At 39.2% G+C, this 23,211-nt stretch carries 22 protein-coding genes; 12 read left to right on the top strand and 10 right to left on the bottom strand.

The genetic code is table 11. From position 1 onward, the window contains the following. Window positions 1-125 precede the first annotated feature (125 nt). Window positions 126-2,087 carry a KUP/HAK/KT family potassium transporter gene (locus tag DC498_RS14965; RefSeq protein ID WP_206197631.1) on the bottom strand — a complete coding sequence of 654 codons (1,962 nt, stop codon included), beginning with the start codon at window positions 2,085-2,087 and terminating at the stop codon, window positions 126-128. Window positions 2,088-2,241: 154 nt separating this feature from the next. Here DC498_RS14965 and DC498_RS14960 point away from each other — a divergent pair, with 154 nt between their 5' ends. The 4 genes from DC498_RS14960 to DC498_RS14945 all read left to right on the top strand — a co-directional run bounded on the left by DC498_RS14960 (window position 2,242) and on the right by DC498_RS14945 (window position 6,095). Next, window positions 2,242-3,771, top strand: coding sequence for a hypothetical protein (locus DC498_RS14960; protein ID WP_116874980.1), 1,530 nt, complete (start codon window positions 2,242-2,244; stop codon window positions 3,769-3,771). Window positions 3,772-3,781: 10 nt separating this feature from the next. Beyond that, window positions 3,782-4,777, top strand: a complete 996-nt coding sequence (locus DC498_RS14955; protein ID WP_116874979.1) for a DUF6427 family protein — start codon at window positions 3,782-3,784, stop codon at window positions 4,775-4,777. 97 nt (window positions 4,778-4,874) lie between these two features. After that, window positions 4,875-5,552 carry a phosphoribosylformylglycinamidine synthase subunit PurQ gene (gene purQ, locus DC498_RS14950; RefSeq protein WP_116874978.1) on the top strand — a complete coding sequence of 226 codons (678 nt, stop codon included), beginning with the start codon at window positions 4,875-4,877 and terminating at the stop codon, window positions 5,550-5,552. An 81-nt stretch (window positions 5,553-5,633) separates the two neighbouring features. Continuing rightward, window positions 5,634-6,095 (top strand): protein-disulfide reductase DsbD domain-containing protein, encoded by a 462-nt coding sequence (locus DC498_RS14945; RefSeq protein ID WP_116874977.1) that lies wholly within the window; start codon window positions 5,634-5,636, stop codon window positions 6,093-6,095. Window positions 6,096-6,321: 226 nt separating this feature from the next. Here the strand turns inward: DC498_RS14945 and DC498_RS14940 are convergent, their stop codons facing one another. Next, on the bottom strand, window positions 6,322-6,903 hold the full coding sequence (locus DC498_RS14940) for an RNA polymerase sigma factor (protein ID WP_116874976.1): 582 nt from the start codon (window positions 6,901-6,903) through the stop codon (window positions 6,322-6,324). A gap of 316 nt (window positions 6,904-7,219) precedes the next feature. Here DC498_RS14940 and uvrA point away from each other — a divergent pair, with 316 nt between their 5' ends. After that, window positions 7,220-10,036 carry an excinuclease ABC subunit UvrA gene (uvrA, locus tag DC498_RS14935; RefSeq protein WP_116874975.1) on the top strand — a complete coding sequence of 939 codons (2,817 nt, stop codon included), beginning with the start codon at window positions 7,220-7,222 and terminating at the stop codon, window positions 10,034-10,036. Between the two features lie 35 nt (window positions 10,037-10,071). Here uvrA and DC498_RS14930 read toward each other — a convergent pair whose 3' ends face one another. Then, entirely contained in the window at window positions 10,072-10,695 is a 624-nt protein-coding gene (locus DC498_RS14930) for a Uma2 family endonuclease (RefSeq protein ID WP_116874974.1), read from the bottom strand. 66 nt (window positions 10,696-10,761) lie between these two features. Between DC498_RS14930 and guaA the strand changes: the two genes are divergently transcribed. The 3 genes from guaA to DC498_RS14915 are packed head-to-tail and all read left to right on the top strand — an operon-like array spanning window position 10,762 to window position 14,992. Continuing rightward, window positions 10,762-12,297 carry a glutamine-hydrolyzing GMP synthase gene (gene guaA / locus DC498_RS14925; RefSeq protein ID WP_116875045.1) on the top strand — a complete coding sequence of 512 codons (1,536 nt, stop codon included), beginning with the start codon at window positions 10,762-10,764 and terminating at the stop codon, window positions 12,295-12,297. A gap of 27 nt (window positions 12,298-12,324) precedes the next feature. Beyond that, a complete protein-coding gene (locus tag DC498_RS14920) occupies window positions 12,325-13,506 on the top strand; it encodes an ABC transporter substrate-binding protein (protein WP_116874973.1) in 1,182 nt (393 codons plus the stop codon). Between the two features lie 37 nt (window positions 13,507-13,543). After that, complete coding sequence (locus DC498_RS14915) at window positions 13,544-14,992, top strand: M28 family peptidase (protein WP_206197630.1); 1,449 nt, start codon at window positions 13,544-13,546, stop codon at window positions 14,990-14,992. Between the two features lie 250 nt (window positions 14,993-15,242). Here DC498_RS14915 and DC498_RS14910 read toward each other — a convergent pair whose 3' ends face one another. Continuing rightward, on the bottom strand, window positions 15,243-15,878 hold the full coding sequence (locus DC498_RS14910) for a carbonic anhydrase (RefSeq protein ID WP_116875043.1): 636 nt from the start codon (window positions 15,876-15,878) through the stop codon (window positions 15,243-15,245). Window positions 15,879-16,213: 335 nt separating this feature from the next. Next, window positions 16,214-16,522, bottom strand: coding sequence for a hypothetical protein (locus tag DC498_RS14905; protein ID WP_116874972.1), 309 nt, complete (start codon window positions 16,520-16,522; stop codon window positions 16,214-16,216). 238 nt (window positions 16,523-16,760) lie between these two features. Between DC498_RS14905 and DC498_RS14900 the strand changes: the two genes are divergently transcribed. Continuing rightward, a complete protein-coding gene (locus DC498_RS14900) occupies window positions 16,761-17,438 on the top strand; it encodes a lipoprotein signal peptidase (RefSeq protein WP_116874971.1) in 678 nt (225 codons plus the stop codon). Window positions 17,439-17,640: 202 nt separating this feature from the next. Continuing rightward, window positions 17,641-18,774 carry a TlpA family protein disulfide reductase gene (locus DC498_RS26580; RefSeq protein ID WP_240628024.1) on the top strand — a complete coding sequence of 378 codons (1,134 nt, stop codon included), beginning with the start codon at window positions 17,641-17,643 and terminating at the stop codon, window positions 18,772-18,774. Window position 18,775: 1 nt separating this feature from the next. Here the strand turns inward: DC498_RS26580 and DC498_RS14890 are convergent, their stop codons facing one another. Genes DC498_RS14890 through DC498_RS14880 form a run of 3 tightly spaced genes read right to left on the bottom strand, consistent with a single transcriptional unit; the run spans window position 18,776 to window position 20,797 of the window. Continuing rightward, window positions 18,776-19,645, bottom strand: coding sequence for a TraB/GumN family protein (locus DC498_RS14890; protein ID WP_206197629.1), 870 nt, complete (start codon window positions 19,643-19,645; stop codon window positions 18,776-18,778). A 9-nt stretch (window positions 19,646-19,654) separates the two neighbouring features. Beyond that, a complete protein-coding gene (locus tag DC498_RS14885) occupies window positions 19,655-20,284 on the bottom strand; it encodes a hypothetical protein (protein ID WP_116874970.1) in 630 nt (209 codons plus the stop codon). 15 nt (window positions 20,285-20,299) lie between these two features. After that, window positions 20,300-20,797: an RNA polymerase sigma factor gene (locus DC498_RS14880; protein ID WP_240628023.1), complete on the bottom strand. Its 498-nt coding sequence runs from the start codon at window positions 20,795-20,797 to the stop codon at window positions 20,300-20,302. An 84-nt stretch (window positions 20,798-20,881) separates the two neighbouring features. Here DC498_RS14880 and DC498_RS14875 point away from each other — a divergent pair, with 84 nt between their 5' ends. Next, the gene (locus tag DC498_RS14875) at window positions 20,882-21,238 is read left to right on the top strand and encodes a hypothetical protein (RefSeq protein ID WP_116874969.1); all 357 of its coding nucleotides are present in this window, start codon (window positions 20,882-20,884) and stop codon (window positions 21,236-21,238) included. Between the two features lie 87 nt (window positions 21,239-21,325). Here the strand turns inward: DC498_RS14875 and DC498_RS14870 are convergent, their stop codons facing one another. Both DC498_RS14870 and DC498_RS14865 read right to left on the bottom strand, forming a co-directional pair. Continuing rightward, window positions 21,326-21,892, bottom strand: coding sequence for a DUF1543 domain-containing protein (locus DC498_RS14870; protein ID WP_116874968.1), 567 nt, complete (start codon window positions 21,890-21,892; stop codon window positions 21,326-21,328). Between the two features lie 22 nt (window positions 21,893-21,914). Continuing rightward, window positions 21,915-22,115: a hypothetical protein gene (locus DC498_RS14865; RefSeq protein WP_116874967.1), complete on the bottom strand. Its 201-nt coding sequence runs from the start codon at window positions 22,113-22,115 to the stop codon at window positions 21,915-21,917. Between the two features lie 104 nt (window positions 22,116-22,219). Between DC498_RS14865 and DC498_RS14860 the strand changes: the two genes are divergently transcribed. Continuing rightward, on the top strand, window positions 22,220-22,933 hold the full coding sequence (locus DC498_RS14860) for an MBL fold metallo-hydrolase (RefSeq protein WP_116874966.1): 714 nt from the start codon (window positions 22,220-22,222) through the stop codon (window positions 22,931-22,933). Window positions 22,934-23,211: the final 278 nt, after the last annotated feature.

Raw genomic sequence — 23,211 nt, 5'->3', positions numbered from 1 at the left:
TGTTCTATTGTTCAACATACATTCTCCTGCTTGTCATGCTGAGGCACGAGGCATCTACTTTAGAAGTGGTGCCTACATGCGACAATTTGGAATGCATCCGTCTTATTTACAAACCGGGAAACTATTTAATCCTTGTAAATACGGTTAAGCTTTAAGTTGGTAAGGGGAGCAACGATCAGCGGAAATTTTTCAACCGTTACATAACTCGCATCCAGCCCAAAACCTCTTTCTTCCGAAAGGCTGATCTCCTTTATCCAGAAATATCCGCGCATGATCAATGTTTCCCAGAACGGCAATTCATTATCCATGCTCAGGAATTTTTCCATCACGATAAACTGGAAATCACCAATAACATTATTCCGCTGAAGGCTTTCGTAGCGGCTGGTAATATTTACTTCTTTGTTCTTCACCATATCCTCCACCACTTTTCTGAACATAATATTAATGCGTGGCTCAACACGGAAACCCAACCTGAATTCAACCCTTATTACCTCATTGGGAATAATGGTTTGCACCTCGTACTCACAGGTATATGGGTTATCCAGCGTATCCACATGCACAAACCAATATATATCTGCACGTTTGGGTTTCCTGTTAAGAATAGAATAGATGATCTTATGCTCTATTTCTTTAGGATTATTGGCGCTTGTTAAATAAATAAGATGAGTGGCATATTTCGCCACAGAAGGATCATTGCTCAGTTCCTGCAACATGGGGAGATAATCTTCGAGCTTTACAAACTCAACATAGCGGTTCTTTATTTTTCTGCTCCTGAACCAGATATACATTACCAGGAACATTACACCGCCGATAATTACCGTAATATAACCGCCATGCGTAAATTTTTGCAGTAATGCAATCAGGTAACCGCCTTCAATAGTAATATATCCTACCAAAAACAGCCATATCCACCCGGAAGCCACCCTGTTCTTAACAAGATAGTTGGCAAAGAGAATGGTTGTCATCAGCATGGTTACAATTATTGCCAGTCCATATGCCGCTCCCATGCGGGAGGAGGTTTGAAAATACAGCACTACACCAACACAACCGATAAACAATATCGTGTTTAAAGAAGGGATGAATAACTGCCCTTTTTCTTCAGATGGGTACCTGATCTTCAGCCTTGGCCAAAGATTAAGCCGTATTGCTTCACCAATTAACGTAAACGAACCTGAGATCATGGCCTGGCTTGCGATGATTGCAGCTACTGTAGCTATAATTACTCCCGGTAAAACAAACCAGTCGGGCATAAGGTCAAAAAAAGGATTGATTGAAGCATGCGATCCCGCCGGAACATTGAGGTGATGACTTATTAAACTGGCGCCTTGTCCAAGGTAGTTGAGGAGTAAACATGATTTCACAAAAATCCATGAAACACGTATGTTTTCCCTGCCGCAATGCCCAAGATCACTATACAGGGCTTCCGCCCCGGTAGTACATAAAAATACCGCTCCCAATATCCACAGGGCCTGCGGATTTACACTAAGCAGTTTTATAGCATAATAAGGGTTAAATGCCCGTAAAATAGACAGGTCATCAAACAGATGTATGGCTCCAAATACAGCTAACATGCTAAACCATATTGTCATTAAAGGACCAAAAAACCTGCCTATGGATGCGGTTCCAAATTGCTGGAGAAAGAAAAAGAAAGAAAGTATACCTATTACAATATAAATGATATATTCATCAAGGTTATGAAATGCAGGCAGCTTTTGCAAACCCTCTATTGCGGAGGTAATGGTAATCGGGGGTGTTATCATCCCATCTGCCAGCAGCGCCGCGCCACCTATCATGGCTGGTATAACCAACCATTTTCGCCTTCGCCTTACCAGGGCATACAAAGCAAATATTCCTCCTTCACCTTTGTTATCTGCCTGTAGTACCAGTATTACATATTTGATGGTTGTTTGAAGGGTTATTGTCCAGATTATACAGGAAAGACTTCCTATTATGAGGTCTTCGGTAATAGATCTGTCAGCAATGATTTCGCTGAAAACATAAAGAGGAGAAGTCCCAATATCTCCGTATATTATACCCAGTGCGATAACAAGACCGGCAAGGGTAGCTTTGTTTGTGTGTTTGCCCACGGTGATGCAGGTTAATACTTTCTGTGTCAGAATTCAAAACGCCAAAGGTATAAGGTAAATTACAAATTGGTTAAAATAATGTATAATCCATATACAATACCTAAAAACCATCTAATTTGCAAAGGAAATTAAGTTATCATAAAAATCATATCCAATGAGGCAAATACGTTCTGCCATTTTTATGTTCTTGCTTGTGTTGCCTATAGCCCTTTGTGCCCAGCGGATCCGCTATTCCGAGCCCACAAAAGATGATTTTCGCCAGGTAAATTTTGAAGTAATCGGGAAAGTGGGCGGTAACATTGTTATTTACAAGAACTATAAATCAAAAAACGATCTTTCTATTTTTGACGGGGATATGAAGCTTGCCAATAAAATTAACCTTGAGTTTCTTCCGGATAAGCTTATCAATGTTGATTTTGTTCCTTACAACGACTTTTTTTATATGATCTATCAATATGAAAAAAGAAATATCGTTTACTGCAATGTGGTAAAAATGGATGGAGAAGGTCAAAAATTAGTTGGGCCGGTTGAAATTGATACTACACAGATCGGAGGATCAAGCGATAATAAAATATATTCAACCATCTTCAGTGAGAACAAGCAACGCATTATGGTGTTCAAGATCAACAAGAGAAATGAAAAAAATTATTTTTTCACCACGCTCTTGTATAACGACAAAATGGAGTTTATTAAGAAAAGCCGTTTACCCGTTACAATGAAACAGAGAGATGCTGTATTTAGTGACTTTATTGTAGACAACGATGGTGACTTTATTTTTGCTAAATGCGGCAGAACAGGCAGCAGGGATAATATTTCACATGTTGACCTGGTACAGAAGCCTGCTATGGCAGACAGCTTCAGCGTAAATAATATTCCTCTTACAACCAACTTTCTTGATGAGGTGAAGATTAAAGCAGATAATATTAACCGCAACATCCTGCTAAGCTCTCTTTACTTTAAACAAAAGCGTGGTAACGTAGAAGGCATGTATATAGCGATATGGAATAAAGATGCCAATAAAATAACCGCGGAAAGCTACAATGTTTTCAATGATGATTTAAAAGAAAACGCGAGGTCTGAAAATACTACTGCCAAAACCGCTTTCAACGATTATTTTATCCGCCAGGTGCTACCCAAGAAAGATGGAGGATTTTTAGTGGTGAGCGAATTGTACTTTACCTCCTCACGCGGCAGCAACTGGAACCGTTACGATTACCTGTATAGCCCGTATGGGTTTTCGCCATATTCATCGTATTACAACTCCTACTGGAGCCCATATGGATACGGAAGCCCCTGGAACAGGTGGAATTATTATGGTAACAGCACCCGTTACTACAGCGAGAACATCGCGGTTTTCTCTTTTGATTCGGATGCAAGCATACAATGGAGCAATGTTTTGCATAAAAGCCAGTTTGACGACAATTCAGACAACAGCCTTTCTTACATGATTTACAATACAGGCGGGGAAATAAATTTTTTATATAACCAGCAGGAGCGCAGGGTAAAATTATTATCAGAACAAAGCGTTAATGGAAATGGAGATGTAAAACGTTCTCCAACTTTAAAAAACCTTGATAAGGATTATGAGTTCCTGCCTAAATATGGCAAACAGGTTGGTGCAAGGCAGGTTGTTATGCCATGTATGTACAGGAACTATATCTGCTTTGCAAAAATTGATTTTTAAATAAATTCCTGTGATCGGATCTTTCAAAACTAACTCACCGCTTAATATTATTTTTTTGCTGATTTATGGCGTTGTATTAAAGTTTTATGCTTTTTTACATCCGCATATTCCTGTTGCGCAGGCAACGGATGGATTTCTCTATCATCGCTTTCTCAACTTTTTGGCGCCGTTTGGTAAGGAAGTACCTATTATCTATCCTATTATAGTACTGATACTGATTCTGTCGCAGGCAATCAGTTTTACAAACTTCATCAACAATCAAAAGCTGTTGCCCAAAGCAACATACCTGCCGGCAATGGCTTATGTGCTAATCACTTCTTTATTTCCCGAGTGGTGGCAACTTTCATCAGCACTTATCATTAACAGCTTATTGGCCTGGGTATGGGCAATGCTTAGTAATCTCTTCAATAATCCCAGGCCAAAAACACTGGTATTTAATGCAGGACTGGTTATAAGCTTAACATCATTTCTCTATTTCCCTTCTATATGTTTTATACTCATGGTTTTCTTCGCGCTTATTTCCATGCGTCCTTTTAACCTCAGTGAATGGATCATAGCAATACTGGGCTTATTAACGCCTTATTATTTTTTATTTGCTGTTTTATTTCTCGCAGGCAACTGGAACCCGCTTACCTATCTACCGTCATTATCAGTAAGCATTCCTAAGTTTCAATACGATATGTGGGCCTGGGTTGCTATTGTTTTACTGATCATTCCTTTTTTAATAAGTGGATTTTATATACAGCGCAATATCCTTAAAATGCTTATCCAGGTTAGAAAGAGCTGGAGCCTTATACTGGTATACCTGATTATAGCTTTGCTTATTCCGTTTATCAATTTTGCTTCCTCATTTGAGTACTGGATCTTATGTGCTTTGCCTTTTGCGGCTTTTCATGCATACACCTATTTTTATGCGGAAAAGAAATGGATACTGCTGGTGATACATTGGCTATTTATCATTTTTATTCTCACCCTAAATATCTGGTTGCCTGCCGTGAAAGGATAGCCGGGATAATGCCGGTGCTATGGCTTAGTTCCTCATAATTGTCTGTTTCAGCATAAGCCTTTACCTTTGCTTTTCCATAAATACATTATAATTCATTATGAAATTCGGCGTAGTTGTTTTTCCCGGCTCAAACTGTGATGCAGATATGATCAATGCTTTAAGCAAAGACCTTGGTTATGAAGTTATTGAGCTTTGGCATAAGGATAAAGATCTTGGCATGTTCTCTACAGAAGACTGTATTGTACTGCCCGGCGGATTTTCTTATGGTGATTATTTACGCTGTGGCGCTATAGCAAGGTTCAGCCCGATGATGCAAAGCGTGATTTCTTTTGCAGGAAAAGGTGGAAAAGTACTGGGTGTTTGTAACGGGTTCCAGATTCTTTGCGAAGCCGGCTTATTGCCTGGTGTATTGTTGCGCAATGAGAATATGAAATTTATCTGCAGAAATATATTCCTAAAAGGAGATGATGGTATAGTATCAAAAATTCCTGTTGCACATGGCGAAGGAAGGTTTTATGCGGATAATGCCACATTAGATGAGCTGGAGAATAATGGACAGGTAATTTACCGTTACTGTGATGAAAACGGCAATATTACTCCCGAAGCCAATCCCAATGGCAGCCTTCGCAACATTGCCGGAATATCCAATGCCGCAGGCAATGTTTTTGGAATGATGCCGCATCCTGAACGCGCCTGCAATGAAAGACTGGGAAATACAGATGGCAAAAAAATATTCCACGATCTGTTTGTTGCCCGGAAAACCGAGCTGGTATAGTTTTTTACAAAAGTTTAAGTATTGCGGGCAATTATTTTGCGTCAATAAGACGTTATTTGTTGAGTATGTAAATTTTTGTGTATGAAACATCTTCTTCTGTTAACAACTTCTTTGCTTATTGGCGTATGTGTTTTTGCCCAGTCCGGCTCGGCGCAAAAAGTGAAATGGAATTTCAGCTCAAAAAAGCTGAATGATAAAACATACGAACTAAGGTTATCTGCAATAGTTGATGGCAATTACCATATATATGCACAAAATGTGGGTGTTGAAGGCCCTGTGGCAACAAGTTTTACATTCAATAAAAACCCTTTGGTAGTATTAAATGGAAAAGTGAAAGAAGAGGGGAAAATAATTAAGAAGCATGAAGAAGTGTGGGGTGGTAACGTAAATTTTTATGAAAAGAAGGTTGAATTTGTTCAGCTTGTGCAGCTAAAATCAAAAGTTAAAACCAATATTGGCGGAACGGTGGAGTTTATGGTTTGCGATGATAAACAATGTTTGCCACCATCAGAAGTAAATTTTAAAATAGATATAGGCGGATAATATTTTTATTAGAGGGACACTTATTATCCGGTCCCACTATTAGTTCTTATAATTAACCATTAAGACATTAAGAGATTTAAGTAAAAAAACCTTAATGACGCTTAACTTCTTAATGGTTTTCAAAACATATACTGTTTTCTACGCACTAAATAGGGTTCCTGTTAATAAGGAAATAAGAACGGGGTTGTATTTTAACTATACAACCCCGTTTGATTTAGTAGAGTTCTTACAATGCAATTTGTTTTTCCTGCATCATTTTGCGGAGGTTAATTAAACCATAGCGCATACGGCCTAAGGCAGTATTAATGCTGCAGTCTGTTAATGTAGCAATTTCTTTAAAGCTCAATTCTGCATAATGCCTTAAAATAATAACCTCGCGTTGATCTTCAGGTAATCTGTCAAGCATTTCACGAACACGGTCGTGGCTTTGACGTTGCATCATACGACGGTCAACACCATCTTCTGAAAAATTGATCACTTCAAAAATGTCACGATCATCACCGGTTTTAATAGTTGGTGTGCGTTTCACTTTACGGAAATGATCTACGCAAAGGTTGTGGGCAATACGCATAGCCCAGGGTAAAAATTTTCCTTCCTCAGTGTACCTGCCACTACGTATAGTGTCAATAACCCTGATAAATACATCCTGAAAAATGTCTTCTGCAAGATATTTATCCTTAACAAGCAGAAAAATGGATGTGTAAATTTTGTCTTTGTGACGAATAATGAGTGCTTCAAGCGCTGAAGCTTCTCCAGACATAAAAAGGTTGATCAATTGCTGATCAGGCAGGTTGGTTAGGGAATTCATAAACTTCTACGGTTTTTAATGGTTGGGATTTTGATACCCCATTATCATATAATAAGAAGTAGAAGTAATACCAAAAGGCGGTAATGATTTTAATTCTAGTTTCTTTCGTATGATATTGGGACAGCTAAAATAGAGCTTTTTTTTAATCAACCAAACTTTTGTTAAATATTTTTCGATTAATTATCGAAAAACTTCGATAACCGATAAAATATTAAATACTAACCCTTAAAAGCAATAATAGCAAATATCATTATTGTACTGTAAAATATACTTTTTTGCCACGCTAAACAATTTAGCATTAATTTTGTTGCCCTCTATGGCAGCAACTTCAACAATTAAAAATTCTCCTGCGCCTGCTACTGATGCTATTTTGATAAAAGGCGCGAGAGTACATAATCTAAAAAATGTTACCGTTGAAATCCCCAGGAATAAACTGGTGGTGGTGACGGGCGTTTCAGGCTCCGGTAAATCATCTTTAACAATTGATACCTTATTTGCGGAGGGTCAACGCAGGTATGCGGAAAGCCTGAGCGCCTATGCGAGACAGTTCCTTAACCGCATGAATAAACCAGATGTTGACTTCATTAAAGGTTTATGCCCTGCGATTGCTATAGAACAAAAGGTTATTACCCGCACACCACGCTCTACCGTAGGCAGTATGACGGAAGTATATGATTACCTCCGTTTATTGTATGCGCGTATCGGCAAAACTATTTCTCCGGTGAGCGGCGAAGAAGTAAAAAAGGATGATGTAAATGATGTAGTAAAGTTTATCTCCACCCAAAAAACCGGCGATAAAATATTAATACTATCTGATTTTAAACTACGGGGCAAAAGAAATGCCGCTGAAGAACTGAATATTTTGCTTCAAAAAGGATTTTCAAGACTATATATAACAGCGAAAGATAAACCGGGTGAAATACTCAGAATTGAAGACGAGCTTGAACGGAAAGAAGCTGAACTGAAAAAAAGATATAGTGGTAATGCATATATATTAATAGACAGGATTGTTGTAAAAGATTTTGACGAAGACGATCTGCACCGTCTTGCAGATTCGATAGGCACAGCTTTTTTTGAAGGCGAGGGCGAAATGCTTATTGAAATTAACGGATCTGCACAGGTAAGCTTCTCCAATAAATTCGAGAGAGACGGTATAAAGTTCGAAGAACCTGTTCCCAATCTTTTCTCGTTTAACAATCCCTATGGTGCCTGCCCTGTATGTGAGGGTTTCTCGCAGGTGTTGGGTATTGACCCGGAACTGGTAATTCCTAACCCGAGATTAAGTGTGTATGACAGCGCTGTTGCCCCCTGGAAAGGTGAGAAATTAAGTAAGTGGAAAGATAATTTTGTAAGAGCAGCAAAGAATTTCGGGTTCCCTGTTCATAAGCCGGTAATTGATTTAACCAAAGAACAGTATAATCAGCTTTGGGAGGGGAATAAATACGCGGAAGGTATCAACGACTTTTTTAAAGAAGTAGAGCAAAACCTTTACAAAGTACAATACAGGGTTTTGTTATCGAGATACAGAGGCAGAACAGTCTGTCCTGAATGCAAAGGATATCGTCTGCGCAAAGAAGCCTTATATGTAAAAGTTGGAGGTAAGCATATTGGTGAGTTATGTGAGATACAGGTTAAAGATTTAAAACAGTGGTTTGATACGCTTGACCTAAGCGAATACGACCAACAGGTAGCAAAACGTATTCTTATTGAGATACATCAACGGTTGCAGGTATTACTTGATGTTGGATTGGGTTATTTAAGCCTGAGCCGCTTAGCCAATTCATTAAGCGGCGGAGAAAGCCAACGCATTCAGCTTACACGCAGCCTGGGCAGCAATCTTACCAATTCACTATATATATTAGATGAACCGTCTATAGGATTACATTCAAGAGATACGGCGCGACTGATAAAAGTATTGAAAGAGCTGAGAGATCTGAACAATACGGTGGTGGTGGTTGAACACGACGAGATGATGATGCGGGAAGCAGATCATATTATTGATATGGGTCCCCTTGCAAGTCATTTAGGCGGTGAAGTGATTGCCGAAGGTGATTATGACAATATCATCAGCAATCAAAACAGCCTTACCGGTAAATACCTTAGCGGGCGACTTACAATAGACGTACCTGCTAAAACCCGCAAATGGAAACGCTCTGTTACTATTGAAGACGCAAGGCAGAACAATCTTAAGAATATTACAGTTGAATTACCGCTGGGCATATTAACCGCCATCACAGGCGTGAGCGGCAGCGGCAAAACAACATTGATAAAACAGATTGCTTATCCTGCCTTAAAAAAAATAAAGGGTGAATTTGTAGATAAGGTTGGCATGCATAAAGCCATTACCGGCGATATTGACTTTATCACCCAGATTGAACTTGTTGATCAGAACCCGATTGGTAAATCATCGCGCAGCAATCCCGTAACCTATATAAAAGCGTACGACGAAATAAGAGACCTGTATGCCAAACAACCATTGAGTAAAATCAATGGCTTTCAGCCAAAGCATTTTTCTTTCAATGTAGAAGGAGGAAGATGTGATGCATGTAAAGGTGAAGGTGAACAAATTGTAGAAATGCAGTTTCTGGCAGATGTACATTTGGTGTGTGATGTTTGCCACGGCAGGCGTTTTAAAGATGAAGTGCTGGAAGTAACTTACAAAGAGAAAAATATTTTTGATGTGCTGGAAATGAGTGTTGATGAAGCCCTCCACTTCTTTAAAGACGAAAAAGACATTTATACAAAACTGAAGCCGCTCGCAGATGTAGGATTAGGCTATGTAAAGCTGGGACAATCGAGTGATACATTATCCGGTGGTGAAGCACAGCGTGTAAAGCTTGCTTCTTTTCTTGGTAAAGGCAAAGCGCAGGGACATATACTGTTCATTTTTGATGAACCTACAACAGGCTTGCATTTTCATGATATTAATAAACTGCTTGCTTCATTTAATGCGTTGATTGACCAGGGTCATTCCATTTGGGTGATTGAACATAATACAGATGTAATTAAAAGCGCGGATTGGGTAATTGATCTTGGTCCCGAAGCCGGCGACCAGGGAGGCAATCTTGTTTTTGCCGGTGAGCCGCAAAATTTGAAAAAGATAAAGGAAAGCCATACGGGGAAATTTTTATAGGAGGCTACGAACCTTTGAAAGGTTCGTAGCCCTACTTACCTACCTCCCAATTGTACCCCGGCATAAATATCCGCTAAAACAATATTTTCATTAATCGTTTTGATATAAAGCATTTCCTCAACTGTATCGTATTCTTCCAGTTCCCAGTGATTTGATTCATTCAGCCGGAATATTTCAATATGTACGCTTTCAGAATCCACCAGTATATATTCTTTTAGCGTGGGTATATCGCGGTACAGCTTAAACTTTTCGCCGCGGTCGTAGTTTTTGGTGGATGGGGAAAGTATTTCAACAATTACTGCCGGGTTTAAAATATTCCAGTCGTCATCGTTAAAGGTTTCAGGTTCTCCGCAAATAATGGAAATATCGGGGTAGGTAAAGAGTGTATTGGCTTCAATGTGTATGCGTTGGTCGCTGCCAAAAGGCTGACATTTCTTACCATTCAGCTTAATACCTAATCCGATAAGCATGTTTCTGGATATGGTATTGTGCGGTAATTTAGCGCCGGACATAGCAAATATCTCACCCCTATAGTACTCATGTTTTTCAGTAGCAGTTTCTTCCATTGCAAGGTATTCTTCAACGGTAAACTTTTGTTTGCCGTAGGCAACGGCTGGCTCTCTTACTTCCATACTATAAAAATACAGCTTTTTATACATGGTTTCCAGTCTTTGAAAGATTGGAAACCCTCTGAAATATCGGCATTTTATTACCTTCGCAGCCAAATGACAGAAAAGATTCTCATCCTGGATTTCGGCTCCCAGTATACCCAGCTTATAGCCCGTGCCGTTCGCGAAGCAAATGTGTATTGCGAAATAACGCCCTTCAACAAACCTATACAGTATTCTCCTGAATTAAAGGGTGTTATATTATCCGGCTCTCCTTTTTCGGTAAATGATGCAAATGCGCCGATTGTTGATGTTGAAGCCATTAGTAAACAATTACCTGTTTTAGGTGTTTGTTATGGTGCACAGCTCACCGCAAAAACCTTTGGCGGCAAAGTGGAACGTTCTGAAAAACGGGAATACGGCAGAGCACAGCTAAAAATTAAACAGCAGGATGTATTATGGGATAATGTAAAACCCGAATCGCAGGTTTGGATGAGCCACGGCGATTCCATATTACAAACACCTGCTGATTTTGAAATACTCGGCGTTACAGAATCCATCCCCGTAGCGGCATTTAAGAAAAACGGAACTGAGGCTAATGTTATTTATGGATTACAGTTTCATCCTGAAGTATATCACTCCGAATATGGCAAAAAGATAATCAACAATTTCCTGGTCAAGGTTTGCGGTTGCACCCAGGATTGGACACCGGCGCATTTCATCAGCGACACAGTTGCCCAACTCAAAAAGCAAATCGGAGACAGGAAAGTAATAATGGCATTAAGTGGTGGTGTTGATTCAACCGTGGCTGCTACACTTATACATAAAGCGATCGGCGATCGCTTATTCGGAATTTTTGTTGATAACGGGGTATTGCGTAAAGATGAATTTGGACAGGTGCTTGAAACCTATAACCAGATCGGCTTAAATGTGAAAGGAATTGATGCAAGAGAACATTTCTATACCAAACTTGCCGGCAAAACCAATCCTGAAGAAAAACGAAAGATCATTGGTAAAACATTCATTGATGTATTTGATGAAGAATCTCACAAAATAGAAGGAATTGGGTTGTTAGGTCAAGGCACTATATATCCTGATGTAATTGAAAGTATTTCTGTTCACGGACCTTCTGTTACGATAAAATCTCACCATAATGTGGGTGGACTGCCCGATACCATGAAGCTGGAACTGGTAGAGCCGCTTCGTTATCTTTTTAAAGATGAAGTAAGAAGAGTGGGAGCTGAGTTAGGGATACCGCATGCCATGCTTTCCCGTCATCCTTTTCCCGGGCCGGGTTTGGCCATTCGTATATTGGGTGAAATAACCGAAGAAAAAGTTAAATTACTGCAGGAAGCAGACGCGGTTTATATCAACGGGCTTAAATCATTTGGGCTGTATGATAAAGTGTGGCAGGCAGGTGCTATCTTACTTCCTGTTAAAAGTGTGGGTGTTATGGGTGATGAGCGCACATACGAGTTTACTGTAGCGCTTCGCGCAGTAACATCAGTAGATGGGATGACGGCCGACTGGGCTCATTTGCCTTATGAATTTCTGGCACATATTTCTAATGAAATTATCAATAATGTAAGAGGCATCAACCGCGTGGTGTACGATATCAGCAGTAAACCTCCTGCAACTATAGAGTGGGAATAACCCGTCTTATTGATTAAAGTTCAAGGCATGAATAAATCCGGCATTTTTATCATTGGCTTACTGTTATTGTTTTGCAAAAATACTATTGCGCAGGTGCCGTCTTCAAACCATCCGCGTATAGCTTTTTTTGTTCCGCTATATCTTGATTCGGCCTTTGATGCATCAGGCAAATACAAATGGGGCAAAACAATGCCGCGCTATATTAATGCAGGACTCGAATTTTACAACGGCGCAAATATTGCGCTTGATTCTCTCAATAATGAAGGCGTGCAACTGAATGTGCAGGTATATGATGCAAAAAACGCTAAACAATCTATATACAACATTGCCGACAGCGGCGCACTGGATAGTACCGATGCTATTATAGGAGCGGTAAGCGGCAAAGAGTATCTTGACCTGGCAACCATTGCCAAAGAAAAAAAGATCCCTTTCATCTCCGCTACCTATCCCAATGATGGCGGCATATCAGAAAATCCTTACGTTATAATTGTAAATTCAAAACTCAATACACACCTCCAGGTTTTATACAATTATATGCTGCGCAATTTCGGAACACATAAGCTGGTAATGTTCCGCCGGCAGAATGGCGCAGACGACAGGGTTACCGAAGTTTTTAAATCGCTTAATACATCCGCCGCAGGCGAAGTGCTCAACATAAAAACAGTTCTATTAAATAATGTTTTCTCTGCCGACGACATAGCTTCCTCTTTAGATGGGGATAGAGAAAATATCATTATCTGTGGCAGCCTTGATGATAATTTTGCAAGGAATATTATTTCAAACGCAGCCTCGCTTATCACTAAATATAAAATCACTTTAGTAGGCATGCCTACATGGGAAGACTATACAGATCTTACCCGACCCGAATTAAGAGAGCTACCCATCATATACTCTTCCTCATTTTTCAACCCCGGGCAGGAAAATAACTGGGTTAAAGATTTCACACAACAATATGGCAGGAACGCATATGTTACGCCAACCGAAACAGCTTTCCGGGGATTTGAAATAACCTATCTTTTCGCTCATCTCTTACAAGATGGAAAAAGCAATCTAACCAGCCATCTTAATGATACTACGCACACCATTCTTACCAACTTTGATTTTAAGCCTGTATATAAAAGCAAAAGCTCAAAAATCCCTGATTACTATGAGAACAAAAGAGTTTTTATTGTAAAACAATGGAATGATGAACTGTCCAGGCTCAATTGATTGCCCGCCCCATTTTCTGACTTTTTAATTTTTAAGTATGATGCGTAAGAGTATTCTTTACATTGTTTTATGCTGTCTTTCTGTTTCCACAATTTTTGCTCAGTCAAAACCCGGCTGGGTAAACGTGTTTAAAAGTATTAATGAAGAAGTAGATAAAAACTCCTGGGCTTATGTCAATTTAAAAGATGCCACTGAAAAAATCGGGCACAGGCTTACCGGTTCGGAAAATGGAGCAAAGGCTGAGCAGTACGCTTATGATTTGTTGAAATCGTATCATCTTGAGGTAAAATTTCAGCCTTTTGAAGCAGAGAGCTGGAGCAGGGGGGAGCTTACTGTAAAAATCAATGATAGTGCTTATAAAGCCGTTTCTTTGGCACATTCACCCGTTAAAGCAGCAATAACTGCAGCCCTGATAGACTGCGGCAATGGACTTGAAGAAGATTATATAAAAGCTGCAGACAAAATAAAAGGTAAAATTGTTTTAATACCTATTGGTTTGTTACCGGGCTCTGCGCAGGGATTGCGTAACCTGCACCGCTCAGAAAAAACAGCGCTGGCTACCAAATACGGAGCGGCAGGCATAATATTTTTTAATGCAGCGCCGGGAGGGATACTGCTCACCGGTACAGCATCTGTTACAGGCAAGCTTATAACTATACCAGCGGTTTGTATAAGCAATGAAGATGGAATGCAGTTAAAAGAACAACTCAATCAAAGCCCGGCGTCAGCATATATAAAAATGAGTAATTTTTCCGGCAGGGTAAAAGCAAGAAATGTAGTTGCCACGCTTAAAGGAAAGAAACTGCCCAATGAAAAAATTGTTATCGGCGGGCATCTCGATAGCTGGGACCTGGCTTCCGGCGCCATTGACAATGGTATTGGCTCATTTGCCATACTGGATATTGCCCGCACTTTTGCGGCTTTAAAACTGCAGCCCGAACGCACCATTGAGTTTGTAATGTTCATGGGCGAAGAAGAAGGATTGCTTGGCTCAAAAGCTTATATAGAACAGGCATCAAAAGACGGTTCTTATAAAAATATCCGCTATATGCTTAATCTTGATATGTCGAATGATCCCAAAGGTTATCATGCAACATCTGAAGAAGATAAAGTATTATTTCAATCCATAGGGGAAATAGCACAAAGCATAGATACTTCATTCAAAAACACTTTTTCATCAGGTATGGGATTGCACAGCGATCATCAGCCTTTTATGCTTCGCGGCATACCAACCGGTGGCGTTAACGGGCATTTAAGCAGGGAAGTGCTGAATTGTTATCATGCGGATTGCGATGCATTTGACCTGGTGAATGAAAGCGAGCTGAAAAATACGGTTCGCTTTAGCGCAATGCTTTTATACGGACTGGCAGATGCTGCTCAAATAAAGGCAAAACACATCCCCGATAATATGCTTAAACAAAAACTTATAGATAGTAATTTAAAAGAGCCATTGCAGATTGCCGGCGAATGGCGCTGGGGAATGTAGTACAAATATATTATTGAATAAGGCGGGTGGTCTAAGTTTAAGACCACCCGCTTTTATATTTACTGTAAGCTTTGGCGTCAGCCGGTTATTTGGCAAAAGGCAAAAAGCAGAGGACATTCTTTTCGCCTTCTATCTCCTCCCCTTAGCCTTCCACGCTTATACAACGAGTTAATGAGCAGCAGGTTCCGAACCCGGTTTGCCAACACCTGCTACCACCAACCTTTAACCTTCTGCTTTATGCCTTCCACCCTTATGCAAACTCATACTTATACAACGAGTCAATAGGAGTTCCTGCTTTAATTTCAAGAATAGGATTTATTAATCCGTCTTTAAGATCATATACCCATGCATGAATATCCGGCCCTTTTCTTTCTTTCCACGCATTTTGAATAGTAGATGTTTTGCAGATCTTTTCTGCCTGCTCAATTACATTTAATTCAACCAGCCTGTTTGACCTGGCATTCATATCCTCAATCGCATCCAGTTCTTCACGGTTATTCCTGTATACATCTTTAATAACACGCAACCACATATTCAGCACCTGGTTAAAGTCTTCATTACCCATAGCGGCTTTTACGCCGCCACAACCATAGTGCCCACAAATAATTACGTGCTTTACTTCCAAATATTTTACAGCATACTCCAGCACACTAAGCAGGTTTACGTCTGTATGCACAACCATATTGGCAATATTTCTGTGCACAAAAATTTCACCAGGTTCAGTGCCCGTAATTTCATTGGCAGGCACACGGCTATCACTACAGCCAATCCATAAAAACTCTGGTTTTTGTACTTCGGCAAGTTTTTTAAAATAACGTGGATTAACTGATAATTTGTTCGAAGCCCATTCCTTATTTGCTTCTAATAATTGTTCGTATGATTTCATAAATATTTCTATTAAAAATGAATTGAATTGCAATTAATTATTATGTTCCCAGGCTAAGCTTTACGGCTCAACAAAGCAACCTGCATAAATTCGCCCATCTGTTATTCTAACCTCTGTACATACAACATTGGCTGTACACGAAATCAGAATGAAATCAAAGGCGGATGCACGGAAAAAATTTGTTTGAATGGCTGTACAGAAGAGGAGATGTCATTACGTAGTGAAAAGAAGAATAATTCCTTTTACAATACTTCACAACTTTTTTTATTGGGTGATAAAAGATATACCTCTTCGTAAAAAGTTTTGAAAATCCTGAACAGCCTTACAGGAAAAGTTTAAGCTTCGGGAGGAGGAGAGAGTAATTCCCCGTAATACGCTACATATATTAAACCGCCTGTATTACTTTCGTGAATAAGCGCAGCTTCATTTATAACAGGCATTTGAAAATGTTCGTGTAAATATTCAGAAAAAGTATTGGCGTTGCTGCCACTTTTTTCTTCATTTAAACCGGAAAAAGGATTGTTATCTTCCTCCGGCGATTGAGAAACATCCGTTGAACTCAATTCAATACTGGCTATTTGTAACTGCTTTTTAGCATTAATGATAAAAGGAGTACTTACGGTAAGCCATAACAGTATCGCCATTAAAAAGATACTTAATAAAAGTTGCGATTTACTATATATGGACTTTTTACAATTCATCACTGGCAACAAATATACAAATTAGACTTGCTTATCGGCAATATTTGTATCAATGTTAACGATTTAGTCATAGCTGTTCGTATATTTATTAACAGTAATTGTATAATAGAAAATAATATCATAATAACTGCAACCGGATGAAAAACCACCTTTTTCATGTAGGTTTGCGCAAAATTTTCAGGTGAAATTCAGATCGGTAATACTTTTAACATTAGCAATCCTGGTGCTTGACCAGGGATTAAAGATTTGGATTAAAACAAATTTTTATATCGGGGAAGAAAAAAATATTATTGGCTCATGGTTTCGTTTACACTTTATTGAAAATGAAGGAATGGCTTATGGCTGGAAACTTGGCGGCGATTGGGGCAAAATCATACTTACACTTTTCAGGCTGCTTGCAGTAATTTTTGGAACATTTTACCTGAAACATATTATTCGCGAAAAGCAGCATAAAGGATTTATTATTTGTGCAACCCTTATTTACGCCGGAGCAATCGGCAACCTGATTGATAGTATGTTCTACGGGTTGATCTTTGAAAACAGCGGCGATATGTATAATCCTTATATATCAGCTATTTTCCCAAAAGAAGGTTATGCCGGATTTTTACATGGCCGTGTAGTAGATATGTTATATTTCCCCATCATCAGGGATGCAAAATTTCCAAATTGGTTCCCGTTTTGGGGAGGAGAAGATTTTGAATTTTTCAGACCAGTATTTAATATAGCGGATGCTGCAATATCTTTAGGTGTAATAACCATCCTGTTATTTCAAAAAAGATTTTTCGACAGGCACAAAAAGGAAAACAACCCTACTATTGAAACCAATAGTACTGTTAATGATGAAGTCCAGGTTTTGTAACCCCTGCATCACCCTTCCTGGTGCCATATCAACTAAAAAATCTCGGTACGTTGTTGATAAACGTGCGACATGAGACAAGCTTTCATGCCTCACATTTCACAGTTGACATAACACTAGTATCCTTCCCATAATTCATACAACAATTGCTAACAGCATTTGATTATTGTTGAATATCTTGCGGTCTAAAGCTGTTTAACCGATCATGTTTTCCAGGATAATGTATATATGCTCATTTGCTGTTGCTGTCCTTTTATCATCCTGCAGCAATCCAAAGAATACCTTTACAATACATCTTACTGTTGAAAACAGCCCCGGGCCACAGGCAGTGTCGCTGATAGGCAAAGATTATGGACAATCTCCGTTATTACTCGACACGGCTACTATTACTGCCGGCAATAATACCTGTACGCTCAAAACAGTTACATCAATGCCTGGTATATACAGCATAACTTTTGAAAAAGATGGCAGGTATATCTTATTGAGCAATGATGAACCGGTTATTAATCTCTCTGTAGACTGGAATAAGTTTTCAGATTATAGCGCCTCCTCACCTGCTTCCACATCATTAAAAAGCCTGTTGATTACTTTTAATGGATTTCTGCATGACATTGACATGATAAGAAAAGATACTATCCAACATCATGCTGACAGTATACGTATGGAAGGGAAGTCCCGGATAGAAAAGAGAACAAATGATGCTAAACAATACCTCTCCCAATTTACAGACACCACAAAAAACCCTGCTGTAGCAATATATGCGCTGGGTATTCTGCAACAACAGCAGAATGACTCTGCAATAATGAAACCATTGATACAGCGCCTGGTTACACGTTTCCCTGCCGATGAAACCGTAGCAAACCTGAATAAAGATTATAGTACCTGGTTAAAAAAACAGCATATCGTTGCTACCGGAAATGCTGCGCCATTATTCAGCTTGCCTGATACATCAGGTCATGTAATTCCGCTGGAGTCATTAAAAGGGAAATATGTGCTTGTAGATTTTTGGGCGAGTTGGTGTGCACCATGCAGGAAAGAAAACCCGAATGTTGTTAAGGCGTTTACTGATTTTAAAGAAAAAAACTTTACTGTATTTGGCGTTTCGTTAGACAAAGACAAACAGGCATGGATAGATGCTATTCATAAAGATGGACTGGTATGGCAACAGGTAAGTGATTTGAAAGAATGGGAGAGTGTAGTTGTTGCGCTGTATAACATTGAAGGGATACCTTATAATGTATTGCTCGATCCGGAAGGTAAAATTGTTGCCATGGACCTTCGCGGTGAAGCATTACATAAAAAACTTTCGGAAATTTTAACCCCGGCTACCGTACGCTGATTTATTTCAAAGCTTTTACAGTATAACCCCGGGTGCGCAGGAGGTTGATCACTCCTTTATCGCCAGCCAGGTGACCTGCGCCAACGGCAAAAAAAACACGTGATTCTTTCATTGCGCCTTCCATTACCGGTATCCATTTCTGGTTACGGTTAAAAAGCAAAACATCTTCGGAACCGGCAATATCAGGAGAAGAAATAGTTTGATCATACAGCGCCTGAAGATCCTGCGCTTTGTATAATGCTATCATCTTAGAAAAATCTTCCTTTTGCTCATAAAACTCATTGGCATACCTCATTAGCATCTGCGCCTGTACACTATCCGGCATGTCATCAAAAATCTTCATTTGCTCTTCTATAGTTTCCAACCCAAGCACTTCCTTGTTTTGTTCTCCTGCCATTTTAACAAAACTCATTTCATACGATTCCTGGTCCGGGCAGTTCAGTGTTTTCAGGCTGATGATACTGAACAGTACAAAAGGCTTCATGGTAATAAACATAGTTAAAGGCATGCCTATGCTATCCCGGAAAAAAACATTCAGCTTTTCATAATCTTCTTTATTAAAAAAATCGCTCAGCTTTTTTCCCTGTAACATTGAAAGCTGCAGCATCTTCATGTTCATAGCCGGATCATCCATATCAACTTCGAGGTAAAGTTTATCAGCAGCAGCAAAATTCTTCTTCAATATTTCACTCATTAAAAAATCTTTCCTGCAGATCATGTGCACAGTGCCATACAGGTATGACGGCTTAGTTAACCCGTTTCCGCTGATCTCCCACAAAAGGGAGTTATCATCACTTCCCTGCGCCTTTATATTTTCCGGGTAACATTGATACATCAATAAAGCTGATAATAAAAAATAAAAGTGTTTCATATTGGTTTTTTACATCTCTTCGTTCATTTCATTCAGCATGGCTCTTAACCGTGCGATATGCTTTCCATATAACTTATAAATATACCAGCGGTAAAGATAGTAAAGTGCAATTGTTAAAAAAACTGAGAACACTATATATCCCAAAGTGAAATTCAAATTACCCACTACTGATTGCAATGAAGGGAAGATGGTAATATGCTTATATGAAAGCAACAGATAAAAAAAAGTCATTAGCAGGGGAACAAGTACAATGCCGGCAATAAGATATAAACGGATATACTTTTCAAGAGTTGATAACTGAATCTCAATATTTGATTTTACGCTCAGTGAAGTGTTCTGCATTGTTTTCAGCAACCTGTTTTTCCTGAAGTAATACAATAAAAAGCCGGCTGCCAGTATTATATACATCCAGCTTACCTCCCTGAAATTTCCACCAAAAGCAGTAAAATAGAAGCCGGCTATTGCCGCCACACATATCAGCACAACAATTACTTCGATAAAAAGATTTCTCTTTAACGCAGTAATTATTTTCTGTTGAAATGAGGTTGCTTTTTGCAAAACATCAGCATCAACTTTTACAACCCGCGGTGGCATCCCGTTGGTTTCACTCCAAATTTCTTTTAACAGCTCTAATTCCATCTGGCTTTTTTTATATCATTCTCCCGAAACCTGTTTTCTCAGTTTCTCTTTAATACGGTTCATTTTTACGCGCAGACTACCCTGTGTCATTCCCAGTATATCTTCCATTTCTTCATAGGTCTTATCTTCAATATACAACATCACTAAAGCTTTTTCCACATCAGTTAACTGAGCAATGGCATTATACATTAGCTTTAACCGCTCGGTTTTAATCAAATCCTCCCCGTCATTAATCATGGAAAATTCAGCATCTATTGCCACGGTAAATACCTGCCTTTGTTGCTTTCTGTAGCCTGCTATCGCGGTATTCAAAGCTATCCTGTAAATCCATGTGCTGATTTTCGCTTCCTGTCTGAAGGTTGGGAATGCTTTCCATATCTGCGCTATCATTTCCTGCAACAAATCCTGCCTGTCTTCTTCGGTATTACCATACATACGGCAAACTTTATGCAGTATACCGCCGTTCTGCCGGAGTATCTCAAGAAATTGCTGTTGTTGCGTATAAGTTGCCAAATGCCCGTTAAGCTAATGATATATAAGTAGCTCCAAAAATAAAAATGTTACATTTATAAAGTGAATTCAGCTACTGTCAATCTAATGCGGGGGACTTACGGTATATTAATTTTAGCCCTGCTGAGCTTTATTTTTTCTGTTGAAGCCAATGCGCAAAAGCACGAGCCAATATTAAAAAAAGAGATGATGAATGTATCGGCAAAACACAGCACCCGGGATGTACATATTGCCGATTCATCCAAACCATTTCTTTCAAAAAATTTTTTACGCAATGTGCCCTTTCAAAATAGTATGCTGCCGGCAAATTACTACGCCAACTGTATTGGTTTCTTTTGCAGAAAGGAACTGGCTATAGAAAAAGCTACAAAAATCCCTTTGCGATTCAGGTTAGGCTCACTCAACTATTGCAATCAACTGGAAGGAAAAGAAAACAGCAGGTAACAATGTTTTACACGAGGCTCACGCAATGGTATAATATTCTTTTTATACTTTATCGCTGCCCTACTGTGATCGCTGCGAGAAACAATATTACCCTTTCAGTTTCTCCAGCGTAAGATACCCGAGATGCAACTCATCATGCTGAATTGTATCAGCCTTACTAATGATTATACTATACTGCTCTTTAAACTTTTCCGGTAGTATATCAGCTATTTCATAAATATCATCTACATCAACCCCGTATTTATCATCAATATGAGATACAGCTCCTTCAAAACCCGTATGCTGGTAAAATGCAGTTTGCTTGGCTCGCTGAATAGCTGCACCTTTATCGCCGCACACCTGCAATATTTTATAATGATATTCTTCAAAATCATCTTTCTTATACCCGCCAAGATTGAGAAAGAATAACTTTTCCTTACCGCCCGCTTCTTCATTTGAAGGCTTTTCTTTCGCTTCAATTTTGAAACCGTCAACATAATTTACTTCACGCCATGCATCAATATGAATTTTACCTTTTACTTCCGGCCAAAAATCTGCTATATCACCACTCAACGCTTTTAAATGTGCCGCAATACCAAAAAATATATCGTGCTGTTCTGTATTTCTGCCCTGGGGCTTGCAGCCCAGCAATAGCATAAAAAGCTTATACTGCATACTCAAAAATAAACAATCAGCTTTATTTGCCTTTTGGTTTTACAGCGGCTGTTTTCTTTTGCTCCTCAGTTTTGGGATTAATGATATTTTCCTTTGCTGGTGCATGTGGAAAGCCTGGAAAATCCTGGTCTATCCGGTTATCAGGATTTGTCTGCACTTCTTCTTTTTTAGTAATAGGCCTGGTTTTACCCTTTGCTTTACCTGTTGATGATTTATCTTTCATAATCTTTTATTTTTAGAGAGTACAATTATGTGCCAATTTATCTCTGCTGTAAATGATTAACCGGTGCGGGAAAAAATTCCACATTTGTAACCAAAGCCAAAGTCATGCAACTATTAAAAAATATTTACCAGGTAGGCGGCGACCTCAACGGTATAACATTCGATAAGCAGGATGCTTTATGGAATGATGGTAATTCCTATATCGTTAAAACAGTTGAAGGATTGATTATGTTTGATTGTGGCTGCGGCGATACACTCAACCAGATATTCCGCAATATGCAGTATTGGGGGTTATCTCCCAAGGATATTAAATATTGCCTGCTTACGCACCCGCATTATGATCATGCCGGGGGAGCACATTTATTGAAGCAAAAAGGTATTCCGCTCATTGCCATTGGAGAAACGGCAGATGCCGTTGCCAGCGGTGATGAACGGTGCTGCGGATATCTCTATCACAAAACCTTTACCCCTGTTACCGTTGACCAAATAGTAAAAGACGGCGAAAGCATAAACTTATCCGGCATCGAAATAGAAGTAATGCATCTGCCAGGGCACAGTATGGGTTGCACGGCTTTTTTATTTATGCATGAAGGAAAGAAAATAGTGATCAGCGGTGATGTGATCGGCACGCTATTAAGCGGTGATTTTGGATGGGGCGGTTCTATTGATTTTGACAAGAAGATATATACCGAATCATTACGCAAATTTGCAAAAGTAGATACCGATATTATGCTGCCGGGTCATGGCATGAGTTATTTTCACAATCCGAGGTGGAGAGTAGAGCAGGCGTTGAATTCGGCATTGATGCTGTGGAGGTAGCTATTCATCTTCCTTTAATCAATGTTATTATCAGAAAAATAAGCCCTCCTAAAAAAAGTATTCCACCGAGAAGCAAGCTAATAGTATTTACAGGATGCCCCATTGTTGTTGTCCATGCAAATGCATTCAATAACCAACCTAAAAGCATTCCCCCAACTGAAAATAATATTTTGGTTTTTCTGGGCAATAAAATTTCCTTTTATTTTTAATTAAATGTTAAGGGAAAAATAAAAAACCGGTAACATAAAGACATTTAAAACACCTTTACATTACCGGTA

The organism is Terrimonas sp. (genome assembly GCF_003075435.1).
Taxonomy (GTDB): domain Bacteria; phylum Bacteroidota; class Bacteroidia; order Chitinophagales; family Chitinophagaceae; genus Agriterribacter.
The sequence above is the reverse complement of the archived record's forward strand: the minus strand, read 5'-3'. Positions and strand labels throughout refer to the sequence as shown.